17 protein-coding genes, 1 pseudogene and 1 riboswitch are annotated in these 18489 nt (G+C 71.6%); of the genes and pseudogenes, 5 read left to right on the forward strand and 13 right to left on the reverse strand.

Features of this window, described 5'->3' with window-relative positions:
* Window positions 1–49 precede the first annotated feature (49 nt).
* On the reverse strand, window positions 50–487 hold the full coding sequence (locus tag AC07F3_RS11080) for an anti-sigma factor antagonist (RefSeq protein WP_479112662.1): 438 nt from the start codon (window positions 485–487) through the stop codon (window positions 50–52).
* Between the two features lie 308 nt (window positions 488–795).
* On the opposite strand from AC07F3_RS11080, the gene AC07F3_RS11085 reads away from it, so the two are divergent.
* On the forward strand, window positions 796–1437 hold the full coding sequence (locus AC07F3_RS11085) for a class I SAM-dependent methyltransferase (RefSeq protein ID WP_479112664.1): 642 nt from the start codon (window positions 796–798) through the stop codon (window positions 1435–1437).
* Between the two features lie 79 nt (window positions 1438–1516).
* On the opposite strand, the gene AC07F3_RS11090 is transcribed toward AC07F3_RS11085, so the two are convergent.
* Entirely contained in the window at window positions 1517–2311 is a 795-nt protein-coding gene (locus tag AC07F3_RS11090) for a transglycosylase SLT domain-containing protein (RefSeq protein ID WP_479112666.1), read from the reverse strand.
* A gap of 2 nt (window positions 2312–2313) precedes the next feature.
* Window positions 2314–2497: riboswitch (cyclic di-AMP (ydaO/yuaA leader) on the reverse strand.
* Window positions 2498–2935: 438 nt separating this feature from the next.
* Here AC07F3_RS11090 and AC07F3_RS11095 point away from each other — a divergent pair.
* Together AC07F3_RS11095 and AC07F3_RS11100 are read left to right on the forward strand one after the other, a co-directional pair.
* A complete protein-coding gene (locus AC07F3_RS11095; protein ID WP_479112668.1) occupies window positions 2936–3850 on the forward strand; it encodes a carbohydrate kinase family protein in 915 nt (304 codons plus the stop codon).
* Between the two features lie 109 nt (window positions 3851–3959).
* Window positions 3960–4583, forward strand: a complete 624-nt coding sequence (locus tag AC07F3_RS11100) for an RraA family protein (protein ID WP_479112670.1) — start codon at window positions 3960–3962, stop codon at window positions 4581–4583.
* Between the two features lie 84 nt (window positions 4584–4667).
* Here the strand turns inward: AC07F3_RS11100 and AC07F3_RS11105 are convergent, their stop codons facing one another.
* The 10 genes and pseudogenes from AC07F3_RS11105 to AC07F3_RS11150 all read right to left on the reverse strand — a co-directional run bounded on the left by AC07F3_RS11105 (window position 4668) and on the right by AC07F3_RS11150 (window position 15088).
* On the reverse strand, window positions 4668–5354 hold the full coding sequence (locus AC07F3_RS11105; protein ID WP_479112672.1) for a hypothetical protein: 687 nt from the start codon (window positions 5352–5354) through the stop codon (window positions 4668–4670).
* Between the two features lie 85 nt (window positions 5355–5439).
* A complete protein-coding gene (locus AC07F3_RS11110; RefSeq protein WP_479112674.1) occupies window positions 5440–6057 on the reverse strand; it encodes a phosphatase PAP2 family protein in 618 nt (205 codons plus the stop codon).
* Window positions 6058–6244: 187 nt separating this feature from the next.
* Entirely contained in the window at window positions 6245–6619 is a 375-nt protein-coding gene (gene crcB, locus AC07F3_RS11115) for a fluoride efflux transporter CrcB (protein ID WP_479112676.1), read from the reverse strand.
* The gene (locus AC07F3_RS11120; protein WP_479112678.1) at window positions 6616–6963 is read right to left on the reverse strand and encodes a DUF190 domain-containing protein; all 348 of its coding nucleotides are present in this window, start codon (window positions 6961–6963) and stop codon (window positions 6616–6618) included. Before AC07F3_RS11120 ends, crcB (AC07F3_RS11115) begins: the two co-directional genes overlap by 4 nt.
* Window positions 6960–7451, reverse strand: a complete 492-nt coding sequence (crcB, locus tag AC07F3_RS11125) for a fluoride efflux transporter CrcB (protein ID WP_479112680.1) — start codon at window positions 7449–7451, stop codon at window positions 6960–6962. The genes AC07F3_RS11120 and crcB (AC07F3_RS11125) overlap by 4 nt, the downstream gene beginning before the upstream one ends.
* A 228-nt stretch (window positions 7452–7679) precedes the next feature.
* Window positions 7680–8173, reverse strand: a pseudogene (locus tag AC07F3_RS11130) (universal stress protein).
* A gap of 9 nt (window positions 8174–8182) precedes the next feature.
* Window positions 8183–9439, reverse strand: a complete 1257-nt coding sequence (locus tag AC07F3_RS11135; protein ID WP_479113091.1) for an SLC13 family permease — start codon at window positions 9437–9439, stop codon at window positions 8183–8185.
* Window positions 9440–9555: 116 nt separating this feature from the next.
* On the reverse strand, window positions 9556–11424 hold the full coding sequence (locus AC07F3_RS11140) for a bifunctional metallophosphatase/5'-nucleotidase (RefSeq protein ID WP_479113093.1): 1869 nt from the start codon (window positions 11422–11424) through the stop codon (window positions 9556–9558).
* Window positions 11425–12174: 750 nt separating this feature from the next.
* Window positions 12175–13020: a class I SAM-dependent methyltransferase gene (locus AC07F3_RS11145; RefSeq protein ID WP_479113095.1), complete on the reverse strand. Its 846-nt coding sequence runs from the start codon at window positions 13018–13020 to the stop codon at window positions 12175–12177.
* Window positions 13021–13174: 154 nt separating this feature from the next.
* The gene (locus tag AC07F3_RS11150; RefSeq protein WP_479112681.1) at window positions 13175–15088 is read right to left on the reverse strand and encodes a bifunctional metallophosphatase/5'-nucleotidase; all 1914 of its coding nucleotides are present in this window, start codon (window positions 15086–15088) and stop codon (window positions 13175–13177) included.
* A 322-nt stretch (window positions 15089–15410) separates the two neighbouring features.
* Here AC07F3_RS11150 and AC07F3_RS11155 point away from each other — a divergent pair, with 322 nt between their 5' ends.
* A complete protein-coding gene (locus tag AC07F3_RS11155; protein WP_479112682.1) occupies window positions 15411–16568 on the forward strand; it encodes a serine hydrolase domain-containing protein in 1158 nt (385 codons plus the stop codon).
* 93 nt (window positions 16569–16661) lie between these two features.
* Here AC07F3_RS11155 and AC07F3_RS11160 read toward each other — a convergent pair whose 3' ends face one another.
* Window positions 16662–17918: an RNA polymerase sigma factor gene (locus tag AC07F3_RS11160; RefSeq protein ID WP_479112683.1), complete on the reverse strand. Its 1257-nt coding sequence runs from the start codon at window positions 17916–17918 to the stop codon at window positions 16662–16664.
* A 74-nt stretch (window positions 17919–17992) separates the two neighbouring features.
* On the opposite strand from AC07F3_RS11160, the gene AC07F3_RS11165 reads away from it, so the two are divergent.
* Window positions 17993–18487, forward strand: a complete 495-nt coding sequence (locus AC07F3_RS11165; protein WP_479112684.1) for a GNAT family N-acetyltransferase — start codon at window positions 17993–17995, stop codon at window positions 18485–18487.
* Window positions 18488–18489: the final 2 nt, after the last annotated feature.

Raw genomic sequence — 18489 nt, forward strand, 5'->3', positions numbered from 1 at the left:
TCGGCTTGCGGGCCACAGCCCCCACTACCGAGAGCCAACTCGGCTCCTGTCAGCGCCGGTTGTCTCCGGCGACGCCCCCGCCCAGCGCCACGCGCGCGGCCTCCTCCACCGTGGCGGCCGACCGGAACAGGGCGTCGAGGCCGCCCGCCGTGAGGATCCTCAGATGCCACGGCCGGGCGCAGACGACGCCGAGGTGCCCCTTGCGGTCCCGGATCCTGCGATAGGCACGGCTCAGCAGGGTCAGGACGGCGCAGTCGAAGAACTCCACGGGCCGGAGGTCCACGATCACCCTGGCGCCGGCGGGCTGGGTGGCGGCGTCGAGGTGCAACTGCACGCCGGGCGCGGTGGCCAGGTCGACCGTGCCGTGGACCTCGACCACGGTGAACCCCTGCATCAGGTACGTACGCGCGTTGCAGCACCGGTCCGGCAACAGCCCCGGCGGAAGCGGCACGGGGGCCGAGACGGATGGCCGAGCGGTGGTTCCCATGACAGCTCCCGGTCCAGAACTGACCCCCACGGGCGCGGAGGTACTCGGTAATGGGCAGTCACCGTGGTCCCGGGGTGACGCACTACCACCCTAGAAACAGCCCCGTATGCAGAAACGTGCAGCCTTCGATTTGTTCACCCTGGGGGGTGAACGAAATTTGCGCCGCTCCCCGTTTGAACCCCGCACACGGGGAGTGAAGCCCAGATTCCGGGGGCTCCGGCCCGGCACGGCGTCAGCCCGGGCCGAAGTGGCCCACGCGCTCGCCCCGCGGGGATCGCCCCCGTGCGGCGGATGTCATGCTCTCGTCCATGGGAGATCACGGAAGCCACGACCTGGTACGCCGGAGCTACGACGCCGTGGCCGAGACCTACGCGGCCCGGCTGCTCGACGAGCTCACGGGCAAGCCGCTCGACCGGGCGCTGCTCGCGAGCCTGGTCGAGCAGACGGAGGCGGGGGCGCCGGTCGCGGACCTCGGCTGCGGGCCGGGGCACGTGGCGGCCCTGCTCGCCGGGCAGGGCGTGAAGGCGGTCGGCATCGACTTGTCCGGCGCCATGGTCGCCCTCGGGCGCCGCACGTTCCCCGATGTGGACTTCCGCGAGGGGGACCTGCTGGAACTGCCCGCCGCCGACGGGGAGTTCGGCGCGGCCGTCGCGCTGTACTCGGTCATCCACCTGGCGCCGTCCGAGCTGCACGGCGCCTTCGAGGAGGCGCATCGGGTGCTGCGGCCCGGCGGCCTGCTCCTCGTCGCGTTCCACCTCGGTTCGGAGGTGCGGCACCTGGACGAGTGGTGGGGCCACGAGGTGGACATCGAGTTCCGCTTCCTCGAAACCGGGCGCGTCGTCCGGGCGCTGGAGGACGCGGGGTTCGCCGTGGAGATGCGGATGGAGCGTGCCCCGTACGCCGAGGAGGCCGAGACCCGGCGGGCCTATCTGCTGGCCCGCCGGAGCTGACGGCCGCGCGCCGGGCGGCGGATGGGCCGCTCGCGCGGCGGGGCCGGGCGCCCCGAGCGCGCCCGGCCCCGCGGGCGGATCAGTACGCGCCGAAGACGTTGTCGATCGAGCCGTACGTCTTGGCGGCGTAGTTGCACGCGGCGGTGATGTTGGCCACCGGGTCGTAGCTGTCCAGGGACGTACCCGGCACGTGGAAGGCGAGGAACGTGGGCTGGATGACCTGGAGCAGCCCCTTGGAGGGGGTTCCGGCCACCGCGTTGGAGTCCCAGTTGTTGATGGCCAGCGGGTTGCCCGAGGACTCGCGCATGACGTTGCGGTAGATGCCGTCGTAGCTGCCGGGGATGCCGTGCTGGGCCATGATGTCCAGCGACTGCCGGATCCAGCCGTCCAGGTTGTTGGCGTACGCGGGCGCGCTGGTCGCGGCGGCCGTGCTGGCCGCGGTGAGGGTGGCCGGGCGGGCGGAGCGGTCGGCCCGGCCGGCCGAGGCGTCGCGGGCGGCCGGGGCGCCGACGGTGAGCTTCAGGCCGGGGTGGATCATCGCGGGGTTGCCGCCGATGACGCTCTGGTTGTCCTGGTACAGCTGCTTCCAGCCGCCGCTCACGTTGAGGGCGTCGGCGATCTTGGAGAGCGAGTCCCCGGCGACGACGGCGTAGCTCGTGGAAGCGCCCTTCACCGCCGTGATCGGCTGGGCGGCCGCGCGGGTGGGCGCCGCGACCTTCGCCGTGGTGGCGGAGTGGACCGACGCCGGAGCGGCGGTGGCCGTGGTCGCACCGATCACCGGAATGGCCAGGACGGCGCCGCCCGTGCCTGCCGCGGCGAGGCCACGGGAGAGCGGGCTGGACTTGGGGCGGCGGTGCTTGCCCTTTGCAGGCATGGTGTTTTCCTCTCCGTCGCCTACGAGGTGAGCTGTCGGGTTCGGACGGGAGATGTCCGGTCGCGGCACACGCGACTTCACCCCAGCCGTTCCGGAATGCGGATCGGCGGCTTACCTGGGTCCCCCGCTCCTGCCGTACGTGTCTGGGAGGCTCCGGACGGCGGCAGGATTCGGCGTTCCTTCCGGATTGACGGTGAACGTAAACGAATATGCCGAGTGGAAACAAGGCCAGAATTCAATGGGGCCCGTCCGGGATATAGATCCACTTAAATCCACCCGCCCCACCCGTGCCTCCGAAGGCCCTCAACTCGCTTTCCGCCGAGCCGAAATGACGGACCGGAGCCCGATCGGCCGCCCCTCGCCCACGTGACCCACTTCACTCGCCCAGCGGGCGTCCGGGCAGGTCGATCACAAAAAGGTGAGTGTTATCCATTAACCCCTAATTCGGACATTTCAAAACCGGGGGTCGCGAATCCGATAACACCCCAATAGGGACACTCGGGACTTCTGTCGCCCCTCAGGCCTCCCACGACGGGTCGGCACACGTGACCCCGCACACCCTGGCCGGGGATCATGCTCACAGCCCGCCCTCCGCGGCGGGACCGGCGGCGGAGAGGTGGCACGGTGATCCGGGAGAGCACGGAGTACGACGTCCTGGTGGTCGGAGGCACGGGGGTGGACACGGTCGTACGGGTCGACTCCCTGCCGGTCCCGCTCGCCGACTCGGTGCAGGTCGGGCCCATCGAGGAGTGGCCCGGCCACACGGGCGCGAACGTCGCCCTCGGGGCCCGGGCACTCGGCCTCGAGGTCGGCCTGATCGACTGCATCGGTGACGACTGGACCGGGTCCCAGGTGCGCCGGCTGCTGGCCGAGGGGGACGTGGACTTCGCCCCGCTGATCTCAGCCGCGGGCACCCGCCGGGCGGTGAACCTGGTGGACGCCGAGGGCCGGCGGATGTCGTTCTACGACGCACGCGACCCGGCCGACCTGCGGATGCCCCCGGACTTCTACCTGCCCCGGCTCCGCAGGGCCCGGCACGTCCACCTCTCGATCACGAACTTCGCGCGCTTCCTCTACGACGACATCCTGGAGCTCGGCGTGCCCGTCTCCACCGATCTGCACGACTGGGACGGACTGGCCGAACACCACCGGGAGTTCGCCCTCCGCTCCGACCTCGTGTTCCTCAGCGCGGCGGGCGCGGGCACGGGCACGACCGCTCTGATGCGGGAGATCCTGCGCGAGGGCCGCGCGGACACCGTGGTCGCGACGGCGGGAGCCGACGGCTCCTACGTCCTCACCCGCGACGGCCACTCCACCCCGCACCATGTCCCGGCGGCGCCGCCGCGCGCCCCCGTCGTGGACACCAACGGGGCGGGAGACGCGTATGTCAGCGGCTTCCTGTACGGCAGGCTCAGCGGCCGGGACGCACGGGAATGCGGCCGACTCGGCGCGGTGGCCGGCGCCCACGCCTGCACCGCGCCGGCCGCCACCGATCCCCTCTCCCTCAGGGAGCTGCTGGCGGCCGATCAGATCGCCTGAAATCATTTCGGCGTTGACCGCCGGGCAGCCCGCGCCCCGCCACCATGGCCGCACAACCGGCGCTTTGAACAGCCTTTCTTACGCCCCATCAAGTCCTATAAGGAAGAACATGAACGACATCAGCGAATTCAAAAGCTTTTCCCCCACGACTCTCGCCGACGTTCTGGGCCGCGCACAGGTCATGGATATCGGAATTCGCCCTTTGTGGTCTCCGATGCCGCGTGTCGCCGGTCCCGCATTCACTGTTCGCTGCCCCGCGGGGGACAACCTCATGCTGCACGCGGCCATCCATCGCGCCGAGCCCGGCTCGGTCATCGTCGTCGAATCGGGCGATCTGGACTACGCGCTGGCGGGCGGAAACGTGTGCGCCGTCGCCCAACGCCGAGGAATCGCTGCGTTCGTGGCCGACGGCGTCATCCGCGACCTCGCCGAGGTCCGTGAGTCGGGCTTTCCCGTGTTCGCCCGGGGCGTCATCCCCATCCCCGGGACCAAGTCCGCGGTGACCCCGCTCAACGAGCCGGTGCGATGCGGTGGGGTGCGGGTTGCGGCGGGCGATGTCGTGGTGGCCGACGAGGAAGGCGTCGTGGTCACTCCCCACGGGCGCCGGGAGCAGGTGCTGCTCGACGCCCGGCGGAAGGTGGCCAAGGAGGCGGCCGAGTCCCTCGACGCGTGGCAGGAGGCGCACCGCGCGCGCATCGACAAGGCGCTGAGCGAGGGCGGTTTCCAGGGCTGAGCCCAGGCCCTCAACGACTGTTGCGTGATGGCCGGTTGACGGCTCTAGGCCGGTGGGCGTGGGTGCGCCCACCCGTCGCGGGGCTCACACCGTCCCCACCTCGCGGACGAGTTCGAGGCCGAGGACGCGGTCCAGGTAGGCGAAGGTCTCGAACTTCGCGCCCTGCGGCACCTCGGCGTCCCTCTCCAGATCGCCCAGCAGGCGCAGGGCGGCCGAGGTGTCCAGCCGGTTGTCCAGGGCGGTACGGGCGGCGCCCTTGAGCTCGGCCGGGACCGGCTTCGAGGGCTGCGCGGCCCAGGTGGCCACCGCGTGCCGCCACCGGGCCAGGGTGCGGCCGGCTTCGCCGACCTCGTCGGCCGTGAACGAGACCGGTTCCTCGTGGCCGTGGCCGAGCAGCAACAGCCGTACGGCCAGCGGATCGGCGGGTTCGAGGGACGGCAACCGGGCCTCGCCGATCCGCAGGCAGGCCGCGCCCGGCCCCTCATACGTTCCGCTGGTGAGGTGGACGCCGGGCGGGCCTCCGAGCGCCTCGGCCAGTTCGGCCGGATCGCCCTCGGCGTCGGCCGGCCGGATCCCGGCGGCGGAGGCGGAGGGGTTGTCCGGACCGGACCGGCCGATGAGCACCGCCCTGCCCCGCATTTCGACGACGCGCGCCAGCACGTCCGCGATCAGCAGTACCCGCAGTCCGGTCCCCGGGGCGCCGTCGTCCGGCACATGGGCGCAGATGCGCAGCGGGCCCGGCCCGGCGAGTTCATCGACGATTCGCAGCACGTCGCCGAGCCTAGGCGCTCGTGCCCGCCGCTGACACCGGTCCGCGCCCGCCCGCACCAAGAAAGCAGCGCGCCCTGCGCCCGCCTCAGGCGAGCAGCGGCCTCAGCGCCCCGCCCCGCAGCCGTGTGACGAGCGGCGCCGCGTACCGGCGTGCGGACCAGGTCACCGCCAGCGAGACCAGGCCGCCGACCACGAACGCGACCAGTACGTCATGCGGATAGTGCGCGCCGACGTAGACACGCGAGGCGCCCATTAGGAGGGCGACCAGCGCCGCGACCGCGCCGAGGCGCCGGTCGACCAGGAACAGGGCGACGGCCGCGGCCGCGGCCACCGTCGTGTGGTTGCTGGGGAACGCGTAGTCGTCCAGGGGCGGGCACTTCTCGATGAGGAAGTCGTGGGGCAGCGCCCGGCAGGGGCGCGGCTCGGTGAACACCGACTTGATCGCGTCATTGACCACGTACGCGAACACCACCGCGAACGGCGCGGCCAGTGCCGCCGCCATCACCGGGGCGTCCTTGCGCCGGGCCGACCACCATCCGGCCAGCATGAACACCGCGAACAGGGCGATGCCGTAACTGGTGAAGGCGGACACCGGCCCGTTCAGCCAGTGCGTGTGCCGGGCGAAGTCGGTGATGTCGCCGTACAGGCCGCCGTCGATGGACGCGCCGTCCAGGGCCTGCGTCGTAGGGGTGGAACTGGTCATGGGATGCTGTTCTCCGGTGGTTCGGGCGGCAGCGCGCGCCCCGCGGGCAACGGGACGGGATGACGGGCGGGACTCCAGGTGACTGCCGGGTGAGCGGAACATGAACGTCTACACGCACGTAGACGTTAAACGACGGCGATCGGTTGCCCGGTACCGCGGCCCGGCCGGGCCGGTTTCGCGGCGGGCCTCAGGCCCAGAGCGCCTCGGCGACGGCCACGCCCATGAAGACGGCGCCGAGCCCCGCCACCACGCTGACCACGACGTTGGCGGCCGCGTAGAACTTCGCCCCGTCCTCGGCGAGCCGCAGCGTCTCGTAGGAGAAGGTCGAGTACGTGGTCAGCGCGCCGCAGAGGCCGGTGCCGACGAACAGCTGCACCTGCGAGGACGCGGCGCCCGCCGTGACCGCGCCGGTCAGCACGCCCAGGATCAGGCAGCCGACGACGTTGACGGTGAACGTGCCCCAGGGGAAGACGCTGTCGTGCCTCTTCTGCACGGCCAGATCGGTCAGGAACCGCAGCGGCGCGCCGATGGCCGCTCCCAACACCACGAGCAACCAGTTCACTTGCCGCGCTCCCGTCCCACGTACCGGATGACCTCGCAGTCGTCGAGCATCACCAGGCCTTCGCCGACGAGCTCGTCGAGCTGCGGCAGGAAATCCCTCACGCGCCGCTCGTCGTCCACGATGACGATGGCGACGGGCAGATCCTCGCTGAGCGAGAGCAGCCGCTGGGTGTGGATGAGGGAGGAGGCGCCGAAGCCCTCGATCCCCCGGAACACGCTCGCTCCGGCGAGCCCGGCCGCGTGCGCGCGGTGCACGATCTCGGTGTAGACGGGCTTGTGGTGCCACAGATCGCTCTCACCGATGAAGATCGTGACGCGCAGGGCCCGTCCGGTCAGTCTGGTCATCGCTGCCTCCGCACCAGGGCGCGACGGGTCACCCACACCGCGCTCCACACCATCGCGAGCGCCGTCACGAGCGTCAACCCCAGATAGGCGAGGCCGGTACCCGGCCGCCCGGCGGCCATGAGCTTCTGGATGTCGACGGCGTACGTGGAGAAGGTGGTGAAACCTCCCAGCACCCCGGTGCCGAAGAACGGCCGCACCAGCCGGTGCGCCGCCCACACATCGGTGATCACCACCATGAACACCCCGATCACGGCGCAGCCCACCCCGTTGACGAGCAGTGTCGTCCAGGGGAACGAGCCGGAGCGGGTGACCCACAGCAGGGAGGCCCCGTAGCGGGCGCAGGCGCCGATCACTCCGCCGAGCGCCACCACCGCGACGACCGGCCCCAGGCCGCGCGCCGCATCGCGGCGCTGCGCGGGCACGGCCAGATCGACATCCGGGTCGGTGGGCTCGGTGATCGCCCTGGGCTGCTGGGCTCCCTTGGACATACGTCTCCTACCTGGAGGGCGCCCTTCCCCAAGCTCTCGGCTCGTTCGAGCAGGGGAAACCCCACGCCGGGCGCACGCGCTCGCAAGCAGGGACCGTTGGCGGCGCGGATGCCGCGGTTCGGGTACGGCGGGCCCCACCGCCGCGCGGTGAACACCAGGGATCACCGCTTCCCCAAGGCTAGCTCCGGCCCTCCCCCGCACGCCAACCGGCCCGGGCCGGGCCCTCGGTCAACCTCGTGGGTGATGCGGCGGTGGCGGCGGCAGCGAGTCGAGGCCGGGTGCCGCGTCCGGCCAGACCGCAGGACCGGGCAGGGCGCGTGGTCGACGACGAACCGGGTGGCGGGGCCGAGGCTGCGCGGCCCCAGATGCGAACGGTCGCCGTCGCGGGCGCAGACCAGGAGGTCGGCGCCTTCCGCGGCACGCACGACCTGCTGTTCGGGGCGTCCGTGCAGTACGAGGCGGCGGGCCGGTCTGCCCAGGCGGCGCTCCGCCTCGGCCAGGAGGTCGTCCGCGGCAGCCCGGGAGAGGCCTTCCAGCCGGGTCCCGGGATCGCGGTCGGCACGGCCGCGGCCGAGGAGCCCGGCGAACGCGCCATGCGCGGCCTCCGTGACCGCGTCGTCGGTGACGTGCAGGAGTACGCAGTCCCCGTCGGCGGCCCGCTCGCGCGCGGCGTCCACGCAGGCGGGCCAGGTGCTCTCGGTGATCCAGACGATGACGCTCATGGAATGCGCTCAGCCTCCGATCGTGTGCAGCGCCGCCCACAGCGCGGTGGTCGACGCGACCAGTGTGGCGGGAACCGTCAGCAGCCCGAGGCGGGTGAAGTCGCCGAGCGCGGGCGCGTCGTCGTGTTCGTGCAGGATGCGCCGCCACAGCAGGGTGGCGAGCGACCCGACGTAGGTGAGGTTGGGGCCGAGGTTGACGCCGATGAGGACGGCCAGCACCGGGCCGGGCCCGCCCGCCGCGGCCACCGGGAGCAGGGCGAGCACGGCGGGCAGGTTGTTGATGAGGTTGGAGAGGACCGCCGCCACGGCGACCACGGCGAGCAGGGCGGGCAGCGAGTCACCTTCGGGGAGCAGCCGTCCGATGGCGGAGCCGAGCCCGTTGTCCACGACGGCCTTCACGACGATGCCCAGCCCGAGCACGAACAGGCAGAACGGGATACCGGCCGAGGCCACCAGGGCACGTGCGGTGGTGCGCCGTCGGCTCAGCGCGCGGGCGGCGAGCACGAGGGCGCCCGCGAGGGCCGCCCAGGCCGGGCTGAGGCCGGCGAACGACGTCACGACGAACCCGCCGAGCGTCAGCGCGAGGACCACCAGGGTGAACACCGGCATGTCCGTGCTGCCCGGCGCCCGTGCCCCGCGCGGGGTCGCGGACAGGTCGGCACGGAAGAAGCCGCGGAAGACCGCGTACTCCACGGCGATGGCGGCCAGCCAGGGCAGCGCCATCAGCGCCGCGAACCTGGTGAACGAGAGCCCGCTGGCGGCAAGGGCCAGCAGGTTGGTGAGGTTGGAGACGGGCAGCAGCAGCGAGGCGGAGTTCGCCAGGTGCGCGGTGGCGTAGACGTGCGGGCGGGCCCGGACGCCGGAGCGGGCCGCCGTCGCGAACACCACGGGGGTGAGCAGCACCACGGTCGCGTCGAGGCTGAGCACCGCGGTGATGACCGCGGCCACGGCGAAGACGCCGCCGAGCAGCCGCCGGGCACTGGCACCGCACAGCCGGGCGACGGCGTCCCCGGTGGCCGCGAACAGGCCCTCGTCGTCGCACAGTTGGGCCAGCACCAGGACCGCGGCGAGGAAGCCGACCACCGGCAGCAGATCGCGGGTCTGCTGCCACGCCGCGGTGGGCGAGACCGCGCCGAGCGCGACGACGAGCCCGGCCGCGGGGAGCGCCACCACCGCTTCCGGCCAATTCCGGGGGCGCACGACGGCGAAGGCGAGCACGCCGAGGAGGAGGACGGCCGAGACGATCTCGGCGGTGACGGTACTCAGGGTCGGCCTCCGGGCAACGGGCGATCACGGCGGTGGGTCCAGCGCCGCCCCACCGCAGGAGACCCTACGTGCTGCTCACCACCGCGTCCGCCGCGCTCTCGCGTGGGGCCGCCCGGTCAGCAGCGACCCCGGCCGCCGGTGGTGCCCGCGGCCGCGACCCTGGGCCCGGTCTCGGCGCTGCGGGTGCGCGGCAGCGGCAGCAGCTCCTGCGTTTCCCCGCGCAGGGCGGTCGCGTTGCGCGCGGTGACCCGGCCGAGGGGGGCGGGGGTGAGCACGGACTGGCTCTGCACGTAGGCGACGAAGCTCTCGAAGTCACGGGTGTGCCGCACCGGTTCGGTGTGGTCGAGCAGGGCCGGGTAGTCGTCCGCGCCGATCAGCGTGTAGGCCGTGGTGGCCAGCCGGTAGGTGGCGTGCAGGTCGAGCGGGGCACCGTCGATGAGGACGTCGGCGGGGTTGACGCGGTTGCCCACCGGCCCGGCGGCGTCGAACGTGTACCGCACGTTGTGCGACACGGCGAAGGGCGCGTAGGTCAGGACGGTCCCCTTCATCTTCCACTGCTGTTCCAGCGTGTCGTGGATGCACTGGCCCGTGACGGTCGCGGTCAGGATCGGGTTTCCGTACCCCACCGCGTTGAACGCCTTGCGGTAGGAGACGGCTCCCTGGGTGGTCGCGTCGAGCGTGAGGTCGGTGTTGATGACGCTGGGCCCGACACGGGGGGCCAGCGAGATCAGTGCCAGGTCCGCGGGGACGTTGGCGTAGATGTTCCCCGTGTCGAACGGGTCCAGGTTCTGGGCCCCGGCCCACAGCGCCCAGTCGGCGGCGAGGTTGCCCATCGTGCTCTCGCCCATGCTGTTCAGGGTGCGCGTGAACGACGCCGTCTGACGCCCGATGCGGGTCGCGCCCCGGTTGTTGGCATAGCCGGTCCAGTAGTCGGCGGTGTCCTTGAGGTCCTGATGGGGTGTCACGTCGTGCGTGTTGGGGTGGTTGGTCGAGGTGGTCAGCTCGCGCACGACCTTCCCCGTCACCGGGTCGAGCCGCAGGTTGATCTCGTTGATGAGCTGAGCGTGGCAGCCCGCCTCGACGAACGGGCGCGGCCGGCCCGCCGGATCGGGCACCATCATGTTGAACGCGCAGTGCCAGTGGCCCGTGACGATCGCGTCGATGTCGGGCGACGCGGCGAGCGCCAGATCATAGGCGGGCCCCGACGGCGCGCTTCCGCTGTTGAAATCGCTTCCGGCCACCGCGCCGTCGTGCATGCTGAGCACGATCGCGTTGACTCCCTGCGATTTGAGCAGCGCCGCATAGCGGTTCGCGGTCTTCAACTCGTCCAGCATGCGCAGAGCCGTCTGGAATCCCGTCGACGAGGTTTCCGTTCCGGTGACCGTGAGGTGAATGAATCCGATCGGCAGACGCCTGCCGCCGGGCCCCTGCACCCATTCCACATTCACCGGGGGAAGGACGGTCCTGCCCGAATTGCCCCACAGCATGTTGGCGCAGTAGTAGCGGAAGTTCGCGCCGGGAAAAGTCCGTCCCGCCGAGTCGGGAAAACTGTTCGTCCAGCCCTCGCCCGCGTACGGTCTGCCGTGCTCCATGTGGTCGATCATGAATCCCGGCGTCCGGTCGAACTCGTGGTTTCCGGCCGTCGCGAAGTCGAGTCCCATCCGGTTCAGCGCCTCGATGGTGGGCTCGTCGGCCAGCGACTCGGCCGGGAACTCCCAGCCCGAGAACAGGTCCCCCGGCGCGAAGAACAGCGAGTTGGTGTGTCCGGCCCGCAGGTTCTCCAGATGCGTGGCCAGATAGGCGACGCCGCCCACGGTGAACTGTTCTCCGCCCGCGCCGGTAATGACCGCGTCACCCGGCGGCGGGGCCTGCAGATAGCCGTGCAGGTCCGTGATGTTGAGCAGTTGTACGTCCACGTACTCCGAGGCGCTCGCGGCGTCGCGGGCGTGGCCGCTGGCCAGGGCCGGCGTGCCCGTCGCCGCCATTGTCACGAGTGATCCCGCCACAGTCATGAAGCTGCGTCGACCCACGCCCCACATATCGACTCCCTCATTCGAAACCTACGCGGCCACGCCGGGAGTGATGTTCCGGCTCCCCACCTGGCGGCCCGAAGAACTACGCGACACGAATCCGCTCATTGCGGGCACAAGAAATACAACACAACAGGATGGCCGAACCCAAGACACGCCGCCGGACCATGCGCGCCGGATCCCCGCCGCCGACGCTCACCACTCAAGCGCACGAACCACACGGGCAGAAAAAGACGCGCGAAACGCGGAGGAGGTGTGACATGACGAGCGGCTGAACTGAAACCGGCCTCCTTCAACCCCGCTTGCGCGCAGCCGTCATGAATACGAGTCACGGCACCGGAGAATGCGGCGCCCATCCGGAGTCCCCGCACAGGACAGGACCCGGCGGTACCGGAGGCTAATCGGCTCCTTGGACCTCTCCTCATCGAAGGCCGCCCTTCCCCGATCCGTGTCGCACGTCCCCGCGTCGGGGCCGTACTTCCGCGTCGAGTTCCCGCGCGCCCGGCACACGGCTCAACCGTCCGCATCACGGCGGCCGACGGACGCCGGAACCGGCTCGGGCCACGGACCGCGCGCCCGTCTTCTTCGGCACGAAACCCGGCCGCCCCGCCGAGATGCACCCGCTGGAATTGTCCCCCGCGGCCACCCCTCCAAATCAGGCTCGGGTCAAGGGAGTTGAATGACCCGGACGCGGAACCGCAAGGGTCAGCGCTCGGCTTGCAGGGCGTACAGGAGCGGGATGCGCGGAGAGGTGTCGGGCAGTCGCCACCAGCCTTGCGGGGTGGGCACCATGTGGGGCCAGCGGGGCCAGGGAAGCTCGTGGCTCTCGCGCAGTCCGGTGATCCTGAGCCCGGCGCCGAGGAGGGCGTTGACCACCTCGTCGAGACCGTGCGCCCACTCGAAGCACTCGGTCGCGTCCCGCACGGGCGGGCCGTCGGTGTAGGTGTACGTGGCATCGCGGCGCATGGGCCCGCGGCCCGCCAAGTAGTCGTGCCGCAGCAGCAGTTCGTCGCCCTCACCCGGGCCCGGTGAGGGCCCCAGGGAGGTGAACAGGGGGTGGAACTCGACGAGGTGGAGACGGCCGCCGGGGCGCAGCAGGGCGGCGATCGTCGAGGCCCAGCGGGCGAGGTCCGGGAGGTAGCACAGCGCGCCCTTGCCGGTGTAGACGACGTCGAACCGCCGGCCGTCCAGTGCCCCGGCCGCGTCGTAGACGTTGGCCTGGACGTATTCGACGTCCAGGCCCGCCTCGGCGGCCAGCTCCCGCGCCGCGGAGACCGAGGCGCCGGAGAGGTCGAGGCCGACCGTACGGGCCCCTCGCGCCGCGAACGCCATCGTCTCGGTGCCGAGATGGCACTGGAGGTGCAGGACGTCCCGTCCGTCCAGGTCCCCGAGGTCCTGCCACTCGTACTCCGCGAACCACCGGGCGGGGTCGGCGCTCTTGTCGGCCACCGCGTAGAAGCGGCTGGCGAGATGGACCGGGGTGCGGGCATCCCAGTTCGCTTCGTTGGACGCCATCATCCGCCGTACCGCCGGATCGAAGTCGTCGGTCATGTCGGTCAACCGGCCTCCCCTCACGGACACCACTTGCCTCGACCCTACCCAGCCCGCCCGCGGGTAAGTGCCCGGCCGCGTGGCGTACGTGCCCCGCCTCACCCGGTCACGCCGCCCGCGCCCTGGCGGATGATCCCCGCCGAACGGCGGCTCCCTACAGTTCGGGCAGCGGCCCCTCGCAGGCGACGTGGGCCGGCGGGGGCAGGGCGCGGGAGCGCGAACGCGGGGGCAGGGTGCCCAGTCGCGCGCCGGGCCGTGCTGCGTTGATCGCCCGCACGCGCCCCAACGGCCTTGGACTCAGACGGGAGTTGGCGCGGACGAACGCGTTGAAGCTCTCGAAGTCGCGGGTGTGGCGGACCGCCGCGGTGTGCTGGAGCAGCGCGGGGTAGCCGTCGGAGCCGAGGAAGGTGTACGCCATGGAGGCGAGCCGGTAGGAGGCGCGGAGGTCGAGCGGGGCGTTGTCGATGAGGACCTGGTCCGGGCTGACGCGTGCGCCGGGCGGCCCGGCGGCATCGAAGACGTAGCGCACGTTGGAGGAGACGGCGAGCGGCGCGTAGACGAGATCCGTGCCCTCCTCGGTCCACTGCTGTTCCAGCGCGTCGTGGATGCACTGGCCGGTGACCGTGGCGGTGAGGACGGGGCAGCCGTACCCGACCGCTCTCCAGGCCTGGTCGAAGGTGATCGCCCCGCCCGAGGACGGGTCGTGCGGCAGCCCGTGGACGATGACACCGCGCCCCGTGCGGGGAGCCACGGCGATCAGGGCCAGCTCGGCGGGCGCGTTCGGGTTGACGTTCCCGTTGTCGAAGGAATCCGGCTTCTGGCGCCCGGCCCACAGCGCCCAGTCGGCCACGAGGTTCCCCATCCGGCTCTCCCCCATCGCACCCAGCCGGTCCGAGAAGGAAGCGGTCACCCGCCCGACGGGCCGCGAGCCGCGCCGGTTCGCGTACCCGGTCCAGTAGTCGGCGATCTCCTTGAGGGCCGGGTCGGGCGGTACGTCGCGGGTGTTGGGGTGGTTGGTGGAGGTGGTCAGCGCGCGGACCACCGATCCGGTGCGCGGGTCGAGCCGTAGGTTGATCTCATTGATCAACTGACCGTGGCACCCCGCCTCTACGAAGGGGCGGGGTTCACCTCGGGGATCGGGCAGCATCATGTTGAAGGCGCAGTGCCAGTGGCCCGTGACGATCACGTCGATGTCGGCCGACACGGCCAGGGCCAGGTCGTAGGCGGGGCCGGAAGGAAGCGTCGCGCTGTTGAAGTCCTCCCCCGCCACGGCCCCGTCGTGCATGCTCAGGACGATGGCGTTGATCCCGTGGCCCTTCAGCTCCGCGGCGTACCGGTTGACGGTGGCGACCTCGTCGAGCGTCGAGAGCGCGGGCTGGTAGGAGGTGGAGAACCGCTCGGTGCCGAGCGTGGTGAGATGGATGAACCCGATCGGCAGCCGGCGTCCGCCCGGTGCGCTGACCCATTCGACGTTGTACGGCGGCAGCACCGTGCGGCCGCTGTCCCGCCAGACCGCGTTGGCACAGTAGTAGCGGAAGCTGGCCCCAGTGAACGCTCTGCCCCGGGAGTCCTGGAACGAATTGGTGCGGCCCATCCCCGGGTACGGGATGCCGAGTTGCATATGGCCGTTCAAAAACCCCGGTGTGCGGTCGAACTCGTGGTTCCCGGCCGTCGCGAAGTCGAGCCCCAGCCGGTTCAGCGCCTCGATGGTCGGCTCGTCCGCCAGGGTCTCCGCCGCGAACGTCCACCCCGAGAACAGGTCGCCCGGGGCGAAGAAGATCGAGTTGGCGTGGCCGGCCCGCAGCCGCTCCAGATGGGTGGCCATGTAGGCCACTCCGCCCACCTCGTACTCCCGGCCGCCCGCGCCGGTGATCACCGCGTCCGCCCCCGGCGCGCCCTGGAGGAAGCCGTGCAGATCGGTGATGCTGAGCAGTTGGACGTCGACGTACTCGTGCGCGCTCGCCGCGTCCCGCGCGTGCGGGGTGGCGAAGGCGGGGGCCCCGGTCGCCAACAGGGCTCCCAGCGAACCTGCCGCGGTCATGAAACGGCGCCGGCCGAGCTCGCGCACATCCGCCCCCTGTCCAGGGTCGAGGCTTCCCCGCGTCCGCGGACATGCGCCGGACCTGCGTCACCCGGCGCCATCCCTCGCCCCGTGGCGAAGGGATCGGGCGCGCCCAACCTAGATCGTCGGCTCGCGGCAGACACGCTTGCGCAGGCAATGCGGCGGTCGTGTCGCGACGCTCCGCAGCCGTCCTTCCGCTTCCATGAGGGCGGAACCGGAAATCGGCTGGATCGCGCTCAACCGTGCCAAGCCCGCTCAACTCCTCTCTTCAGCCGCGGGTCCTCCCGGCCGACCGGCGCACACACGAGAACCAGCGGGAGCAGAGGCCATGGCAGTTCGTACAGTACGGAGAGTCAGAACCGCGATCTTCGCGGCGGCCGTCGCCGCGGCGGTGATCGCCACCGCGTCCGTCGAGCCCGCCTCGGCGGAGCAGGCACGCCCCACCGGCCATCGGGCCGCCCAGCGAGCCATGGACGCCGCGGTCGCCGCGGGCGTGCCCGGCGTGATCGGGGTGGCCGAGGACGGTCACGGCCGCTGGACCGGCGAGTCGGGCGTCGCCGACACGCGCACCGGACGCGAACGCCGGGCCCAGGACACCTTCCGGGTCGGCTCCCTCACCAAGACGTTCATCTCGACCGTGCTGCTCCAACTGGAGGCGGAAGGCAGGCTGAGCCTCGACGACACCGTCGACCACTGGCTGCCGGGTGTGGTGCGCGACCACGGCAACGACGGGCGCTCCATCACGCTGCGCCAACTCCTCAATCACACCAGCGGGATCTTCGACTACACGAGGGACCCGGGCTTTCGCAACCTCCTCTTCGGACCCGGCTTCCTCCAGCACCGCTTCGACACCTGGAGCCCGGACCGGCTCGTACGGACCGCCCTGGCCCACGAGCCCTATTTCGCGCCCGGCACGAGCTGGACGTACTCCAACACCAACTACATCCTCGCCGGGATGGTGATCCACAGGGTCACCGGCCACACCTACGCGCAGGAGGCGGAGCGGCGCATCCTGCGCCCCCTGAACCTGCGCCCCACCTCGTTCCCCGGCACCGAGGCCCGGATGCCGGCCCCCAGCGGCCGGGCGTACTCCACGCTCGGCGGCACACCGGACCGGGTGTACGACGTCACCGAACTCAACCCGTCGGTCGCGGGGTCGGCCGGCGAGGTGGTCTCCGACGCCCCCGACCTGAACCGGTTCCTGCGCGCCCTGCTCGGCGGGAAACTGCTGCCTGCCCGCCAGCTCGCGGAGATGACGACGACCGTCCGGATCAACAGAAGCCCCAACGCTTCGTACGGGCTCGGCCTGATGAAGGTGACGCTGTCCTGCGGCACCGAGGTGTGGGGTCACGACGGCGGCATCTTCGGCTCCAGCTCCGAGGCCCTGGTGACCAAGGACGCCCGCCATGCGCTGGCCCTCAACTTCAACGCCGACTGGACCGGCGACGTGATGGCGGTCGCGGAAGGGGAGTTCTGCGGTAAGTGACCTGTGCGTGCGGCCTGTTGAGGTGACAGCACGGCCCCATGGACGTCCACCGGGGTGAGCTGCAACGGGCGCCGACGGCATCCGGACGGCCCGCTAGGGGCCTTCGGGGTGGACCCGGGCGGCACGGCCGAGGAGGAGCTCCCGTTCCTGGGCGTTGTGGGTCAGCGAGGCCGCGCGCTCGAACTCCGCCCGCGCCTCGGCGGCCCGGCCGAGGCGCTCCAGGAGGTCGCCGCGTACGCTCGGCAGCAGGTGGTAGCCCTTCAGGGCCGGTTCGTCGCGCAGGGCGTCGACGAGTTCGAGGCCGACCTCCGGTCCCTCGGCCATCGCGACGGCGACGGCCCGGTTCAGCTCGATCACGGGGGACGGGGTCAGCGCCATCAGGCGGCCGTACAGGAGGGCGATCGACGTCCAGTCGGTGTCCTCGTAGCGGACGGTCCGCGCATGGCACGCGGCGATGGCGGCCTGCACGGAGTAGGGGCCGTCGCCCGCCCGGTGCAGGGCCTCGATGCCCCGGCGGATGAGCAGGCGGTTCCACTTGGCACGGTTCTGGTCGGCGAGCAGTACCGGAACGCCGCCGGATCCGGTGCGGGCCGGGATGCGGGAGGCCTGGAACTCCAACAGGGCCGCCAGGCCGTGCACTTCGGGCTCCTTCGGCATCAGGCCCGACAGGACGCGGACCAGGCGCAGCGCCTCCTCGCACAGGGCGGGACGCACCAGATCGTCGCCCGCCGTCGCGGAATACCCCTCGTTGAAGACGAGGTAGATGACGTCGAGCACGGAGGAGACACGGGCGTCCCGGTCGGCGCCGTACGGCACCTCGAAGGGGACCCCGGCCTTGGCGAGGGTCCGCTTGGCGCGCACGATGCGCTGCGCCACCGTCGGTTCGGGAACCAGGAAGGCGCGGGCGATCTCCTGAGTGGTCAGCCCGCCGAGTAGGCGCAGCGTGAGCGCGATCCTGGCCTGTGTCGACAGCACGGGGTGGCAGGCGGTGAAGATGAGCCGCAGCAGATCGTCGTCGATGGCGTCGGGGTCGTCGACATCCCCCGGGTCGGGCGGCGGCACGTCCTCCAGCGCCCGACCGACCTCCGCGAGTTTGCGGGCGTAGGTCTCCTTGCGGCGTACCAGGTCGATGGCGCGGTGTTTGGCGGTGGCCATGAGCCAGGCGCCCGGCTTGTCGGGGACGCCCGCCTCGGGCCACTGCTCCAGGGCGGCGACCAGGGCGTCCTGCGCGAGTTCCTCCGCGATGCCGACGTCCCGCACGATGCGGGCCACGCCCGCGATGATCCGTGCGGACTCGATCCTGAATACCGCTTCGACCGTCCCGGTCGCACTCACTGCCGTCACGGCCACCCATCAGAGCAGCCCCGCGCGGGTGCGGCAAGCTCGACCCGGCGGACGAGACCGGCACCCCGTAACCTTGGCGCGTGCCCCGACTCCAGCGACTCCGCCCCGACCACGCCCCGGCGCTGCTGGAGTTCGAGCGGGAGAACCGGGAGTACTTCGCCGCGTCGATCCCGGACCGGGGCGACGACTACTTCGCCCAGTTCGAGGCACGCCTGACCGCGCTCCTCGCCGAGCAGGACGCGGGCAGCTGCTTCTTCCACGTCGTGGTGGACGACGACGGCGGCGGCGTGCTGGGGCGGGTCAACCTGGTCGACGCCGACGACGGTTCGGCGGAGCTCGGGTACCGCATCGCCGAGCGGGCCGCGGGGAAGGGGCTGGCCACGGCCTCCGTACGAGAGGTCTGCGCACTGGCCGTCGCGGAGTACGGCCTGACCGAGCTGACGGCCGTCACGACCCTGGACAACACCGCCTCCCGGGCCGTGCTGGCCCGCACCGGCTTCATCCCCACCGGCGGTCTGCGGCTGAGCGGGCGGCCGGGCCTTCGCTTCGTACGCGATCTGCGACCTGGCCGATAGCC

This window comes from Streptomyces sp. NPDC045846 (assembly GCF_056431605.1).

What these genes read in the sequence shown, in the direction of transcription:
- AC07F3_RS11090 (WP_479112666.1), bottom strand. Translation starts at nt 2,311, where the DNA reads ATGCCTGCAAAGGGCAAGCACCGCCGCCCCAAGTCCAGCCCGCTCTCC.
- crcB (WP_479112680.1), bottom strand. Translation starts at nt 7,451, where the DNA reads ATGTCCAAGGGAGCCCAGCAGCCCAGGGCGATCACCGAGCCCACCGAC.
- AC07F3_RS11080 (WP_479112662.1), bottom strand. Translation starts at nt 487, where the DNA reads ATGGGAACCACCGCTCGGCCATCCGTCTCGGCCCCCGTGCCGCTTCCG.
- AC07F3_RS11100 (WP_479112670.1), top strand. Translation starts at nt 3,960, where the DNA reads ATGAACGACATCAGCGAATTCAAAAGCTTTTCCCCCACGACTCTCGCC.
- AC07F3_RS11145 (WP_479113095.1), bottom strand. Translation starts at nt 13,020, where the DNA reads ATGACCGACGACTTCGATCCGGCGGTACGGCGGATGATGGCGTCCAAC.
- AC07F3_RS11120 (WP_479112678.1), bottom strand. Translation starts at nt 6,963, where the DNA reads ATGACCAGACTGACCGGACGGGCCCTGCGCGTCACGATCTTCATCGGT.
- AC07F3_RS11085 (WP_479112664.1), top strand. Translation starts at nt 796, where the DNA reads ATGGGAGATCACGGAAGCCACGACCTGGTACGCCGGAGCTACGACGCC.
- AC07F3_RS11110 (WP_479112674.1), bottom strand. Translation starts at nt 6,057, where the DNA reads ATGACCAGTTCCACCCCTACGACGCAGGCCCTGGACGGCGCGTCCATC.
- AC07F3_RS11140 (WP_479113093.1), bottom strand. Translation starts at nt 11,424, where the DNA reads ATGGCGGCGACGGGCACGCCGGCCCTGGCCAGCGGCCACGCCCGCGAC.
- AC07F3_RS11155 (WP_479112682.1), top strand. Translation starts at nt 15,411, where the DNA reads ATGGCAGTTCGTACAGTACGGAGAGTCAGAACCGCGATCTTCGCGGCG.